General features: G+C 40.7%; 13 protein-coding genes. 7 read left to right on the plus strand and 6 right to left on the minus strand.

Going from position 1 to position 13,215, the window contains the following annotated elements; genetic code table 11:
- Positions 1-78 precede the first annotated feature (78 nt).
- The 5 genes from AC0L3Y_RS13130 to AC0L3Y_RS13150 all read right to left on the minus strand — a co-directional run bounded on the left by AC0L3Y_RS13130 (position 79) and on the right by AC0L3Y_RS13150 (position 4,724).
- Entirely contained in the window at positions 79-888 is an 810-nt protein-coding gene (locus tag AC0L3Y_RS13130) for an ABC transporter ATP-binding protein (protein WP_473464282.1), read from the minus strand.
- Positions 885-1,925 carry a FecCD family ABC transporter permease gene (locus AC0L3Y_RS13135; RefSeq protein WP_473464286.1) on the minus strand — a complete coding sequence of 347 codons (1,041 nt, stop codon included), beginning with the start codon at positions 1,923-1,925 and terminating at the stop codon, positions 885-887. The genes AC0L3Y_RS13130 and AC0L3Y_RS13135 overlap by 4 nt, the downstream gene beginning before the upstream one ends.
- On the minus strand, positions 1,925-2,941 hold the full coding sequence (locus AC0L3Y_RS13140; protein WP_473464289.1) for a FecCD family ABC transporter permease: 1,017 nt from the start codon (positions 2,939-2,941) through the stop codon (positions 1,925-1,927). The genes AC0L3Y_RS13135 and AC0L3Y_RS13140 overlap by 1 nt, the downstream gene beginning before the upstream one ends.
- Entirely contained in the window at positions 2,938-3,921 is a 984-nt protein-coding gene (locus AC0L3Y_RS13145; protein ID WP_473464292.1) for an iron-siderophore ABC transporter substrate-binding protein, read from the minus strand. The genes AC0L3Y_RS13140 and AC0L3Y_RS13145 overlap by 4 nt, the downstream gene beginning before the upstream one ends.
- A gap of 128 nt (positions 3,922-4,049) precedes the next feature.
- Positions 4,050-4,724: a helix-turn-helix domain-containing protein gene (locus AC0L3Y_RS13150; RefSeq protein ID WP_473464295.1), complete on the minus strand. Its 675-nt coding sequence runs from the start codon at positions 4,722-4,724 to the stop codon at positions 4,050-4,052.
- A gap of 546 nt (positions 4,725-5,270) precedes the next feature.
- On the opposite strand from AC0L3Y_RS13150, the gene AC0L3Y_RS13155 reads away from it, so the two are divergent.
- The 7 genes from AC0L3Y_RS13155 to AC0L3Y_RS13185 all read left to right on the plus strand — a co-directional run bounded on the left by AC0L3Y_RS13155 (position 5,271) and on the right by AC0L3Y_RS13185 (position 11,633).
- The gene (locus AC0L3Y_RS13155) at positions 5,271-5,750 is read left to right on the plus strand and encodes an EamA family transporter (RefSeq protein ID WP_473464299.1); all 480 of its coding nucleotides are present in this window, start codon (positions 5,271-5,273) and stop codon (positions 5,748-5,750) included.
- A complete protein-coding gene (locus tag AC0L3Y_RS13160; protein WP_473464303.1) occupies positions 5,677-6,144 on the plus strand; it encodes an EamA family transporter in 468 nt (155 codons plus the stop codon). The genes AC0L3Y_RS13155 and AC0L3Y_RS13160 overlap by 74 nt, the downstream gene beginning before the upstream one ends.
- Before the next feature lie 180 nt (positions 6,145-6,324).
- The gene (locus AC0L3Y_RS13165; RefSeq protein WP_473464306.1) at positions 6,325-7,008 is read left to right on the plus strand and encodes a response regulator transcription factor; all 684 of its coding nucleotides are present in this window, start codon (positions 6,325-6,327) and stop codon (positions 7,006-7,008) included.
- Between the two features lie 9 nt (positions 7,009-7,017).
- Positions 7,018-8,478, plus strand: a complete 1,461-nt coding sequence (locus tag AC0L3Y_RS13170) for an ATP-binding protein (RefSeq protein ID WP_473464309.1) — start codon at positions 7,018-7,020, stop codon at positions 8,476-8,478.
- A gap of 111 nt (positions 8,479-8,589) precedes the next feature.
- A complete protein-coding gene (locus AC0L3Y_RS13175) occupies positions 8,590-9,549 on the plus strand; it encodes a YHYH protein (RefSeq protein ID WP_473464313.1) in 960 nt (319 codons plus the stop codon).
- A gap of 1 nt (position 9,550) precedes the next feature.
- Positions 9,551-10,201, plus strand: a complete 651-nt coding sequence (locus AC0L3Y_RS13180; protein ID WP_473464317.1) for a YbhB/YbcL family Raf kinase inhibitor-like protein — start codon at positions 9,551-9,553, stop codon at positions 10,199-10,201.
- A 277-nt stretch (positions 10,202-10,478) separates the two neighbouring features.
- Entirely contained in the window at positions 10,479-11,633 is a 1,155-nt protein-coding gene (locus AC0L3Y_RS13185; RefSeq protein WP_473464321.1) for a hypothetical protein, read from the plus strand.
- Between the two features lie 102 nt (positions 11,634-11,735).
- On the opposite strand, the gene AC0L3Y_RS13190 is transcribed toward AC0L3Y_RS13185, so the two are convergent.
- The gene (locus tag AC0L3Y_RS13190) at positions 11,736-13,067 is read right to left on the minus strand and encodes a YHYH protein (RefSeq protein ID WP_473464324.1); all 1,332 of its coding nucleotides are present in this window, start codon (positions 13,065-13,067) and stop codon (positions 11,736-11,738) included.
- Between the last annotated feature and the right edge of the window lie 148 nt (positions 13,068-13,215).

Here is a 13,215-nt window from a genome sequence, read left to right on the forward strand (position 1 = left end):
TATTTTAAATAATTTAGTTTTTAATAACGCTAGTACTAATGATTATCAAAAAAATACAAATGGAAAATTATGGTCGTATTAAGGTGCTTCGAACCTTTTATGGCGACCGATAGGTAGTATTAATGGTGAACCAGAAACAGGGTCCGTCACGATCTGATTATTCAAGCCGAAAACGCTGTGTACGGTGTCTTCGGTTATTACTTGTTTTGGGGGGCCATGGGCAAAAACTCGACCCTGTTGCATGATAATAAGTTTGTCAGAATAGCGAGCTGCTAAGTTAAGGTCATGTAATACCAATACTATGGTCGTGCCGCGAGTATTGTTTAAGTCAATCAGCAGATCTAAGACTTCGACTTGATGAGCAATGTCCAAAAACGTAGTGGGTTCATCCAATAATAAAATGTCAGTTTGCTGGGCCAGAGCCATCGCAATCCAAACTCGTTGGCGTTGACCTCCTGACAATTCATCTAAATCACGGTCAATTAATGCAGAGGTTTTAGTCACTTCTAAAGCTTGTGCTATGGCGTCATCATCTATGCTGCTCCATCGAGAGAAAAAGCTATGGTGAGGGTGACGGCCACGGCTAACTAAATCACCAACAGTAATGCCGTCTGGTGCTATAGGTGATTGAGGCAGCAAACCAAGAGATTGCGCTAGTTGACGACTTGGATATTGATGTATTGATTTTCCATCAAGCAATACTTGACCCTGTTGTGGAGAGATTAGCCGTGACATTGTTCGTAATAATGTAGATTTACCACAGGCGTTTGCACCAATAATGGTGGTGATTTTTCCTGCAGCAATGTTTAGATTTATGTCTGTTAAAATTGTTTTATTACCATAACCTGAACAAAGTTCAGCGACATTTATTTGCTGTTTCAACGTCATAAAGCGCCTCCTTTTTGATTTACACGGATAATTAAATAAATAAGGTAAGGCGCGCCTAATGCCCCCGTAATAATGCCAACTGGATAGCGGTTAGGAAGCAAAAATTGGCCAATATAGTCACCTCCTAGAACAAGGCAAGCACCAATAAGCCCTGCAGGAATCAGTAGAGAACCGTTGTGTTGCACAAGTCGCATGGCGATAGGCCCAGATAAAAAAGCGATAAAGGCAATCGGGCCAGTAATAGCGACACCCACAGAAATTAAGCCGACAGAACAAATAATGACTGTCATACGTGTTGTAGTGACTTTCGCTCCTAGAGCTTGAGCTGTATCGTCTCCTAAACGCATGGTGTCGAGGTCTCGAGCACGGCTGAGTAAAGTGCCACCAAATATCAATAGAGATGCGAGTAAAGGAAGTGCTTGTTTTGATTGAGCGGAATTGATGCTGCCAGTTAACCAGCGCATGGCTTCTTGCAGGTCCCAGGCTTGAGCTTGCGAAAGTAGGTAGGCGATAAAGCTTTGGATCATGGCGGAAACACCGATACCGACTAAGATCAATCGCGTACCTGAAACGCCTTGGCGATAGGATAAGCCATATACCAAAAGAGCGACCAATAAACCGACGAGAATGGCGAACAGCATCACATTGAGTCCATCCATATGAAGTACGGTAATAGCAAAAACGGCCGCCGCTGTTGCACCAGAACTAACACCAATAATGTCGGGACTGGCTAATGGATTTCTTAACATAACTTGAAAGGCGACACCGGCCATTCCAAAGCTGATGCCAACAAGAACCGAAATCATCGCACGCGGTAAGCGTAAATGACCGACGACAAAAGACGCACCTTGTACATTTTCACCCAGTAGCACATTCAATACATCTTGCGGTGGAGTAAAGGATTGGCCAAGCATAAGAGTAAGAAAAAACATAGCAATGACAAACATAGACAGCAATGTAACGAGGCGAGTCCATTGTTTAGCGCGTTTTTTACGACCATGTTGAATTTGGCTAAAGATGCTTTGTTTATGGTTCATTACAGCTCCTTCACTCGCTGAGAACGTACAATCCAAATGAAGAAGGGGGCACCGATGAACGCGGTTATAACGCCAACAGGCAATTCACTTGGTCGAGAAATGATGCGGCCAGTGATATCGGCCATTAACAATAAACAAGCGCCGCCCAAGGCAGAAAATAAGAAAAGCCAGCGATTATCGACACCAATAAGTAAGCGGCATAAATGAGGAATAACTAGACCAATAAAGCCAATAGGGCCACAAATTGCGGTTATTGCGCCAGATAATAAAACAGCTGAAAGCCAAGATGCGCTTCGTGTCCAGATAACACTTTCACCTAAACCTGCAGCAATATCGTCTCCTAATACGAGAGAGTTTAGCTTTCTGGCAAGGATCGCACTGATTAACAATCCGATAATAAGAAAGGGGAGTATGAATTGAATGCTATCAAAGGTAGCTCCACCGACACCACCAACTTGCCAAGATTGTGCGCTGCCTGCTATGTCATTTCTTGGTAGTAACACAGCTACTGTAAAGGAAGATAAAGCTATAGACGTTGCAGTACCTGCCAATGCGAATTTAAGAGGCGTTGGTCCACCTCGACCAAGCGAACTGAGAATATAAACGAACACGGCGGTGATGCCGCCACCCAAAATAGCGAGCCAAATATAGTCTTGTAATTGATTGATACCAAACCAAGCTAAACCGATCACGATAGAAAATGCAGCGCCAGTATTAATGCCTAAAATACCTGGGTCGGCTAACGGATTACGAGTTACACTTTGCATAATAGCACCAGCTAAACCAAGCGCACTACCGGCGAGCACAGCTAAAACCGTACGTGGAAGTCGCATGGTAACCGCAGCTTGCCCCATGGTTTCTATCTGATTTTGTAGCGCACCAAAAATGTCTTGCCAGCCCACATCTCGAGCTCCTACCGCTATCGATAAAAAGCATAAGAAGAGCAGAGCGACCACTGTTATTAACAAAAGTACAGATAGCGCAAAAGGGCCTTTGATTGTACGTACTTTTATCATTTAGTTTTACGCGCAGCTTCAGCAAGCGCCTCAAGGTAATCGTCTAGCATCCAGCTGATAGACAAAGGAGTAGGGTTAGCTGCGGTGGCAATTTGACTGTTGCCTAACAGCACAACAGCACCATTTTTAATTGCGCGCATTTTCGATAATAAAGGGTTGCCCGTTAATGGAGTGAGTAGTTGCTTGCCACCATAGGTGACAAAAATATCAACGTCGTTGAAGTCGTCGATTTTTTCAATACTGCTTTCACCAGAATATTTACCGTGCGCGCTAATTTTTTTAACGCTGTCAGGGGAGTGAAGGCCTAGGTCATCAAAAAAACTTACCCGGGTATCGTTAGCACTGTAAAAGCGTATGACACTCAAATCGGTTGGATCTAAATGAGTGATAAACATAGCTGATTTATTAGCGAGCTCCGGGTATTGGGAAACTCGTTTTTTAATATCGGCTTCAATCTCTGCAATAAGCGCATCGCCTTCCTTCATCATGCCCAAACCTGCGCTATTTATGCGGATCATTTCACGCCAGCTTGTTGACCAAGGAGTACTTGGATAGGCAATGACTGGGGCGATTAAGCTAAGTGTGTCGTAATCGGATTGGCTTAAATCTGAATAAGCCGCCAAAATAATATCTGGTTGAGTTGCCGCGACAGATTCAAAATCTATTCCGTCACCTTCATCGAACAGAACCGGAGTTTTGGCGTCAAGTTCTTCTAATCTCGCTGCTACCCAAGGCAGCACACCGTCACCATCGTCATCACCAAAGTTAGCGGCAGCAAAACCAACAGGAATGACACCAAGTGCTAATGGGACTTCATGGTTTGCCCAAGCGACAGTAGCAATACGGTTTGGTTTTTCTGTTATTACTGTTGAACCAAAAGCATGCTTTATCATGATGGGGAATGACGGTTCGCTTCCAGTAAAAGAAAAACAGTTGTTAATGCTAAATATAGTAATGATGATAATCATTATCTTATTCATTTTTTCACCATGCCAATTAAATTCATAGGGGTTGGGTATATTAGTGATTAAGTATTCGAAATAGAGCCGATTCTTGGAAGCGACTAAGTTTTTATGTTGCTACTTTTCTGAGGAAATAGATGGTAAGGCTAAGAGTCAGAAGATAATTGTATAAATCGGTCGTTTTTACCTTGAGCTAATTGCTTTGGTGTTAGATTCGAGTACTTTTTTATTAATTTTATATAATGAGATTGATCCGTGAACCCTTCTTCAGGAAAGAGTAGTCCCATTTTGAGTGACTCAAAACTGTTACAAAAACGTAAAATGTCGCAATAGGTTTTTAAGGGTAAACCTAACCATTTATTAAAATAGCGATTGATTTGTCTGCTGCTCCAGTTAGCTTGTTCAGACACTTCAGTAACAGTCGTAACACCTTTAGATTTATAGACAAGTTCCGACATTTTGAGTTTTCTAGGATCAATTTTCTCGGAAAGTTGTGATAAAAAATATTGCTCTAGTTTTTCGCAAAATGTTTCAAAGCACACAATGTCAGTTTGGTTTAGCTCCGCGTAATCATTCAGGACTGTTCGGGAGTTAATCAATTCAGCGATAGGTGCGTGTAGTAAGTATTCAGCTGCAAGCAACTTTAAACGAACACCACATAGTATTGAATTATTTGGCATGAAGTTAATTTGTGAGTGTGTTTCTAAGCCCACGAGAGAAATGTGAATAGGAATATGACTATCATGAAAAAAGTATAAATCAATTCCGCCATCAGGAAAGGTTATAATTTTTTCATCTATATCGCTTGGATTTTTCATCATCCAAAAGCTCTCGATAAAAGGTGATAGCTTATCACAAGGCAATTTGGAAGTTATTTGAACTTGGTTTGTCATAGTTTTTAGCATGGGGTATATAATTACATACGGCCTTTAAACTAGCATACCCAGATGATTTTCACTACAGCAAAAAAGGAACTTTAATCTACAGGTTTTATGTTGTCTAAGATGTTTCTGTGACAATCTAGAGTCTAAAAGTTGTTTCAGTTTGACTATATGCGATGCTCAAATCAAACCATTATTGAACCTTTATCGTCAGCAATGGCGTGATTTAATCCTCTCCTTATAAGCAATTGTACTGGGATGTTTTTATTCTTAGTACACCTCTAATTACGGGTCTTTTACTACTTTTTTTTATTTGGTAATTTTCTATTGTTGTTGGTTTAGTATCAAAAAATGTCGAATAGGCAGAATTTTATAAATAACTATGTACAATAGCGTTTTGTTTTTTGACCAACGAATATGCTCTCGGTGTTAGTGAGAGCTTCTTATGCTGAAACTAGTATTTCAGAATAATTTAAGGAGTAAATTATGTGGATTATCTATGCGCTATTAGCGACTCTATTTTTTGGCATGAGGGGGGTGATGTATCAGTGGACATCGCAAAAAAATATCAATCGAAACTTAATGTTATTCGGGGTATTTTTTGTTGGTTTTGTTATTAGTTCTATTGCGATGCTGGTATTGGATCAACAGTGGTATGCATGGACAGATGTTTCCGTTGGTTTAGCAATGGGCTTTGGTTCTTTCGCTGCGAATGCAGCGTTACACAAGGGCTTTTCTGTAGGTAAAGCTTCTCTTATTAGTGTTTTGTCAGGGCTGCCACCTCTTTTTGTGGTACTGCTGGCTTTCTTATTCTGGGATGAAACGCTAACAACTCAACAGTTAATTGGTTTTATTGTTATTTTTGTTGGGCTTTATACTATTCGTTATTCAAATGATATTTCGTTTAGTAATTTGCAAGGCGCTGCAATGGGGGTTACTTGCAGCAATCTGTTTTGCACTGAATGATTTGTTTGGTAAGCAATCAACTCGCCTTGATGCCGATATGTTCGCGACCTTAACGCTAATGTTTGGCTTCGGGAGTTTCTTGTTCGCGATGAGTTGGCTGAAGAATCGTCGAGTCACGGATCATGATGATAATGATGTTGTTCCTCATTGGTCTAATCTCAAAACATTCGGTTGCGGCATGCTTGTGGGTTTAACCAATGTGGCTGGCATGATGGCAATATTGTCTGCTTTTGCTATTGGAGCTACAGGCTTGGTTTCTGCTATTGCGGCGATGAATATTGTAATTATTTTGTTGTATTCACGCATTTTTTTAAAAGAAACGTTCAGCCGCCAAGAAATTATAGGGTTAGTAGCCGCGCTTGTCGGGATTCTGATTTTACGTTTAAGTCAGTAAAAATAATGATGTTCATCATTTAATATTTTTCCATTTCAAGTTTTGTCTTTTTAATTCGAAAATCTCAACGAGAAAGGCTCAAATTTATGAGCCTTTCTAATATGACAAATTTGTCATATTAGTTGCAGATCCAATGACTCAGGTGACATACTTTCATTTGTTGCTAGAGGATAAAATCGAATGAATATATTGCTTGTTGAAGATGAACAAAAAATCGCAGATTTTATCTGTGAAGGTCTACAAGCAAAAAGCATTCGCGTCATTCACTGCACTAATGGCCATCAAGGCTACGACGCAGCAATTAAAAACACCTTCGACGTTATTATTCTCGATATCATGCTTCCGGGCCGAGATGGTTTGGATGTGCTTCGTTCACTTCGTCAAGCCGATATTGAAACACCTATTATTCTTCTTACGGCTCGTAATGAGCTTGGTGATCGTGTTCAGGGCTTAGAAATGGGTGCGGATGATTACCTAGCCAAACCTTTTTATGTAGAAGAATTGACGGCTCGCATTTACGCATTGCTAAGACGACATGGCGGCACACCACAACATAAGATCGAGGCAGGATCTCTGCAACTCGATTGCATCAACCGAAGCCTTCAGTGTCATGGACAAACGGTCGAATTAACCAGTCGGGAGTTCAGCTTGTTAGAGTATTTGATGCGTTCTCCAAACCAAACCCTCACCCGTGGACAATTGTTAGAACATGTTTGGGGGTATGATTTCGACCCTTGCACCAATGTTGTTGATGTTTGCATTAAACGTATTCGCCATAAAATTGCATCATTGGAAAAGGCAGGGGAAATGATTGGGGCTATCGAATCTGTTCGCGGTACGGGTTATCGGCTGAACCTACGCTGAGATTATAGAATGTATTTTCGTACTCGTATTTTTGCTATATCGATTCTAACGGTGAGCACTGTTCTTGCTGTTGTCATTAGTTTGAGCTGGTCACGTATTATGACCTTAGAATTAGATCACCTTGATTCGCGATTATGTATGGAAGCCAAGCGTATCGTCCCAACGCCAAGACCGTTAGAACAAATAGCTGCTAGAAAGGACTCCGGTCTTTTAGATAGTCAGTTTTTAGATAGCAAGTTTTTAGATGGCAAGCTTATTGATGATTTGGTTGATAAGTTGCGCATTAATTCTCCCAGCCAATTAATGCTATTTGTAAAATCGAATGGAAAAAGTGATCCGATTAAGTCAGAAAAAACAGACTTACAATCGATCATATCCACCTTAAATTGGACGAGAGAAGACCCATCAGAAATAACGGGTAAAAACCGATCTCATCCTATTTGTCAGTTTTCTTCTTTTGACTATGAACAAAAACAATGGCGCATTAGTTCTTTTCAAGCTCCTAACTATGAAAGCTTTATTGCCGTGGATGTTGCAGCCACAACCACGGAATTAAAAAGCACCTTATGGTCAGCGCTGGTTTTCATTATTCCGTTTTCTTTATTATTGAGTGCACTTGGTGCTTGGTTTATCGCGACTAACACGATTAAACCAATCAATCGCTTACATAAATCCATGAACACGGTGACTCAAAAAGATCTTCGCCACCGTTTATCTGAGGATAAAGAAGACAAAGAATTCAAAGTGCTGATTGATGCCTACAACACCATGTTGAATCGACTCGAAAGCAGTTTTCAACAAACGTCTCGATTCACCGCGGATGCTGCCCATGAATTGAAAACACCGCTTACCGTATTAACAGGAAAGCTTGAGCAAGCCGTTGTTGCTGAAAATTCCTCGTCACTGGATCTTAATGCGATTCTTGATGAGGTCGGACACTTGTCGGCAATTACCCGTAAATTATTGCTTCTATCACAAGCCGATGCGGGTTCCATGGCGCTTCATCTTGAACCCATTGATATGACCGAGCTATTGGACGAATTGACCGCTGATATGGCGTTATTGTCAGAGGATCTAGTGCCAAATTGTTCAATCGAACAAGGTTTGATAGTCAACGGTGATCTCACCTTGTTAAAGCAGTTGTTGAATAATTTACTTGTGAACGTGATGCGTTATAGCCTTCATGAAAAAGGTGTCACAGTTCAAGGCAGCCAAAATGACTCTTCTATTGATGTGTTGATTCGAAATGATTGTCAGCCCATTTCAAATTCAGTCCGACAGCAACTATTCGAGCGTTTTTACCGTGGTGAGCCAGAGCATACGCAGGGCATTTCTGGTAGTGGTTTAGGTCTAGGATTAGCGAGAGAAATCGCTAGAGCTCATGGTGGTGATCTTATTCTTGAGCAGAGTGAGGAAACAGTGTTTTCTGTACGACTATGGCTTCCTACTAGACTCTCTTCTGCCTCATAAAATCAAACTCTCTCGTTAAATGACAAGATTGTCATTCATCTAAGACGACGAATTGGTAAGGTGAATTCATACCGATCCATTATTCGAAATCTGTATCTTGAGAGAGACTATATGAAACCTTCAATTCTAAAAAACGGCGCTGTTTTTTTACTCTTTATGACCAGTTTTATCTCCGCTGAGCTACAAGCTCATGGCACTGATGTGTTGGATGAAAGTCAGCATTCGCACGAGGAGATGCATTCGCATTTTTCTCATTTCTCGAATGTTAAAACCAGCGAAGATTCTACTTATCTGAATATTGAATCTAACGGTATGCCAGAACATAACATGATGGAAGGCATCACCAGTTGGCAGCAACAAGTTCCATTGCCTCAAGATTATACTGGCAGCAACAGTTGGCAAATCCCGCTAAAGCCCGTTTTGGCTGAGACTCCATTGTTAACCAAAGAACACTTTCACCGAGGCGCTATTGCCATTGCGATAAATGGCGTACCTATTTTTAATGCGTACAACAATCGTGGAGAATACGCGGCAGATGTTGGTGAATTAGATGAATGGGGCGGTCATAGCGGTAAGGCTGATGACTACCATTATCACTTAGCGCCTGAGCATTTAGAAAAAATCGTTGGTGAAGGTAATCCTATCGCTTACGCACTGGATGGTTTTCCTTTGTATGGACAAACAGAAGAGCCACTCGACGAGTATTTAGGGCGATTTAATGAAGATGGTTCTTACGAATATCATGCGGTTGATTATCCGCCGTACTTGATTGCTGGGTTAAGAGGTGTCGTTCAAGTGGATTCATTTGCCAATGCACCTGAAGATCAGATCATGCCGCAACCAAGATCTCATCCTGTACGACATGGTGATTATGGTCCATTGAAAGGGGCTGAAATTACTGAGCTAAAGAACATAGAGGAAAACAGCTATTCATTGACCTATACACAGAATGGCAAGCAGTATCAGGTTAATTACAGCTGGAATGAAGACGGACAATACCAATTTGACTTTGTTGACGAAGAGGGTAATCACACCGTCGAAAAATACGAAGCTAAGCAGGGAGGACGTTAATATGAAACTAACCTCCTCTATTGCTGCTATTGCCATAACTTCAACATTGCTGGTGTCCGCCGTTGCAAACGCTCATGACGATCACGAACCTCTTACACTCATGAGCTCTGCATTTGTTGACGGTGATTCATTACCGGTTCGGTTTACCGGTGACGGAGAAAGAATCTCTCCACCATTAAGCTGGCGTGGTATTCCAGAAGGAACTGAATCTTTGGTTGTGATTATGGATCATATACCGAGCCATAAACCAAAACCAGACGTGGCTCGTCATACAGAAAATCCATCCTCGCCACCACAAACCACAGCAACGCCTAAACCAAGAGCACCCGAAGGGCTGCGCTGGTATTGGGGGATGTATAATATTCCAGCACAAATTTCTGGAGTAGGGGCAGGTGAATCCGTTGGTACTCTTGGCAATAATGTCGTCAATAACAGAAATGAATATACGCCACCTTGCTCAAAAGGCCCTGGAGAAAAGAGTTATACTTTTCACCTATATGCACTTTCAGCACCTTTAGAAATTATGCAGTCAGATAATGTATCGGAAGCCGTATTAAGAAAAAGTATGGATGGTTTGGTACTGGATTCTGATTCTTTAACGGTTAACTTTGAGAGAAGTTATTCCGCATCATCAAAAAATCATATTGAATGATCCCGAAGCATTTTTGGGTGTGAACTGAAAAGGCTGAAAAGAGCAGCCATTGGAAGACTTCATAGTCGTGGAGAACGTAACTATTCCCTTTTTAAAACAATTTTTTAACATTAATGGGAGGTTGTTGTGCATTAGCAAGCGATACAATAAGTTATTTTTTATGTTGGCTGTACAGGAACATGGAATAAATCTTTGCTATAGATTACGAAAGTTTAAAATAAACACTGATCAGTGGTACTGTGTTTAATGGCAGTCCCCATTCTTAAAGGCAATGAAGATGATGAATTTCGTGAAGTGCAATCGAGATATGTTAGCGGTCATGTTTTTGATTCTGATTTGTTGGTTTGGTTTTATTGATCAATATGCAGAGGAATATATTAATTCCTCTATCGCGACGTCTTTGGTGTCATTTGGGATTGCAAAGGCATTTAATGCGACGGTTTCCGTGTTGTCGACTATTACACTGCAAGCACCGTTTGTCGGTTCTATTCAGATCGGTGAGTTGCTTGATCCTTTGAATGATTTGGTAGAAGATTTTTCTACTATTATGAAATATTCCATTTCCTCTTTGTTGATTCAAAAGCTTATTGTCGAAATACTGCAAACGATTCATTTCAAGATTTTCCTCACGCTTGCTGGGCTGGCCTTTATTGCCACAAAATACATTTTCAAAGAACGTCGAGTGCTGACTTACAAGGTGTTTGTGTTTGCCTTGGCATGCAAGTTTTCCATTGCGCTGGTGGCGATTGCGACGAGCTTTGTCGACAGTGCGTTTTTGAATGAATCCATTGAAAAAGAAAACAACACACTGAATACCTTTCCTATTTCTTCTTCTCAGTTAAATCAAAACCTAGATTTGACCAGTGAAATTAGACAGCAAATTAAGCTCGATATGGATCATAAGGAAGAGCAAATAGAGCGTCTTTCTATCGACTTAGACACTTTGAAGAAAGATAAACTGAATACTGAGTCCAATTTAGATGAGGTTGAGCAGCGTCTTGAAAAGCAATCTGCAAATACTTCTATGATCAATAATCTGATTAACCCTTCCGATGAACTGAAACGATTGCAGCAACAACGTAATGGGCTTCGCCACGAATTATATATGATAGAGGGTGATATAGAAGATCTTCGAAATGAACTAGATAATTATCGAGGTGATTACGAATCCCTTAAAGAAGAGTATGACAATGATAACATCAGTACTTTTCAAAATATAAAAAATGGTTTCAATAACTTAGCTTATGTCGCGAAAAATAAGATTGTTGGTTTTGTTGATTCTCTAAATTTGGCGATGGATAACTTTTTGAATCTTATGGCCTTGTTTATTTTTAAAACCATGTTGATACCCGTCGTATTCTTGTTGGGAATGTATAAAATATTTAAGACAGTTTGGAGGATAGAGCCTATGTCTTCAATAAGGCGTTTATGAGAGTTTGAACTATGTCGTCAATGAAGCTGCTATTTTTGTTATTTTAAAAAACACCCGCTTTCATGAAGTTGAAAGTGGGTGTTTTGGGTTGAGATTCGAAAATTATCTATTTGGTGGCTCAGGTAATGCAGCTTTTAATTCAGCTTCAGTAATTCCTAACGTTTGAGCTACACTTGCAAGATCGGCTCTTGGTCCACCGGCATCTTGCATCGCATTTAGAAGGGCTTCTGTTGATATACCTAGTTTTTCTGCTGCTTGATCAAATCCAGGCGGTGTACCGTTTTGACCCTGCATATCTTGCTGTTGACCGACTTTAGATTGACCTTGAGGACCGCCAGCTGGTGGTCCATTTCGACCCGATTGTGCTGCACCAATACCTGCTTCTGATGTAGTAGAAAAATTATTTTTAGCTACAACACCGACTAAACATTCTGGCAAATTTGGAAAGTTTTTTGAGGCATGGTAATGATAAAGCTCTTTTGACTTTCCTGGAACATAGCCTACATGACCATGACAAGCATCGAGGTCGGTTGGTGTTTTTCCATTCTCATCTGTACTACCGTAAATACCAAAACCATCAAAAGCATAGCCAAATAGGGCGGATGAATTTTGAGGTAAATCACAGTCGGCTGTTACATCTTCATGATCATAAACCGTGTCTATATCACTTGCTGTTCCATGGTAGTGGTACCAACCACCTGGATCAACATGACCTGCACAGGTATCAAGTACTGGCATGTGTCCTGTTTGTAATACGCTGGGCGCATCGGAAAAAATCGGCACGCCAGAAACAGAAACACCTACTTTACTAACGACGCCTAGATTACTGACTTCATCGGCCATAACCGGTTCTGTTGGAATAAGTAGGGTCATAGTGACTTCTTTGTCGGCAACGACATTAATACAAGAGTGATCATATTCAGGTGGCGTCGTAGCGTTGTCAGTGATGTGGACTTTTCCATCTTCATCATAAAAACTATAACCCTGCGCATCTAGCATATGTAAAAAGGCTTCATCAACACGGTAAAGGCCTTCTTCATCCCCGTCCCATTTCCAAATACCACCTTCGTCACTTAGTGTATCTGGGCAAAAAGGGCCCATCGATATGTTATCAGGTAAGTATTTTACAACGAGTTTGGCACATTTTGCTTTGTCTCCATTTTCTAATGTACAAGAAACTACTTCAGGGTCTTCTACCATAGCACTTCGGTTGAATAGAGATAGATTGATTTGTGTGTTAGTTGATGTGGTCTGAGTTGGGGCTTGATGGCTGTGACTATGAGATGTGCCGTCATGAGTGTGCGCGTCATTTTGATTATTCGTCGAGCTACAGGCAGTTAAGAGAGCTATTGTGAAAAGGAGTAAGGAACGGTGATGTAAATTAGATATTACTTGCTTGAATAAGCATGTCGTTAGTAAGCGCTCAGATGACATTATTAACCCTCTTTATACAAAGTAAATTATATTTTTATAGAATCAACGGACCAACGCTAATCCTTCTCGGAAGTGTAGGTAGGAGGGGAACCATACTCAAAGAACTTTAAGCTAATTTACTTATAGGCTTTGTATATGGCTTAAAAGA

The organism is Marinomonas sp. GJ51-14, from assembly GCF_055808695.1.

Bases quoted from the DNA above. Each gene is read 5' to 3' on its own strand.
- AC0L3Y_RS13130 (WP_473464282.1), bottom strand. From the start codon at position 888: ATGACGTTGAAACAGCAAATAAATGTCGCTGAACTTTGTTCAGGTTAT.
- AC0L3Y_RS13135 (WP_473464286.1), bottom strand. From the start codon at position 1,925: ATGAACCATAAACAAAGCATCTTTAGCCAAATTCAACATGGTCGTAAA.
- AC0L3Y_RS13140 (WP_473464289.1), bottom strand. From the start codon at position 2,941: ATGATAAAAGTACGTACAATCAAAGGCCCTTTTGCGCTATCTGTACTT.
- AC0L3Y_RS13145 (WP_473464292.1), bottom strand. From the start codon at position 3,921: ATGAATAAGATAATGATTATCATCATTACTATATTTAGCATTAACAAC.
- AC0L3Y_RS13150 (WP_473464295.1), bottom strand. From the start codon at position 4,724: ATGATGAAAAATCCAAGCGATATAGATGAAAAAATTATAACCTTTCCT.
- AC0L3Y_RS13155 (WP_473464299.1), top strand. From the start codon at position 5,271: ATGTGGATTATCTATGCGCTATTAGCGACTCTATTTTTTGGCATGAGG.
- AC0L3Y_RS13160 (WP_473464303.1), top strand. From the start codon at position 5,677: ATGATATTTCGTTTAGTAATTTGCAAGGCGCTGCAATGGGGGTTACTT.
- AC0L3Y_RS13165 (WP_473464306.1), top strand. From the start codon at position 6,325: ATGAATATATTGCTTGTTGAAGATGAACAAAAAATCGCAGATTTTATC.
- AC0L3Y_RS13170 (WP_473464309.1), top strand. From the start codon at position 7,018: ATGTATTTTCGTACTCGTATTTTTGCTATATCGATTCTAACGGTGAGC.
- AC0L3Y_RS13175 (WP_473464313.1), top strand. From the start codon at position 8,590: ATGAAACCTTCAATTCTAAAAAACGGCGCTGTTTTTTTACTCTTTATG.
- AC0L3Y_RS13180 (WP_473464317.1), top strand. From the start codon at position 9,551: ATGAAACTAACCTCCTCTATTGCTGCTATTGCCATAACTTCAACATTG.
- AC0L3Y_RS13185 (WP_473464321.1), top strand. From the start codon at position 10,479: ATGATGAATTTCGTGAAGTGCAATCGAGATATGTTAGCGGTCATGTTT.
- AC0L3Y_RS13190 (WP_473464324.1), bottom strand. From the start codon at position 13,067: ATGTCATCTGAGCGCTTACTAACGACATGCTTATTCAAGCAAGTAATA.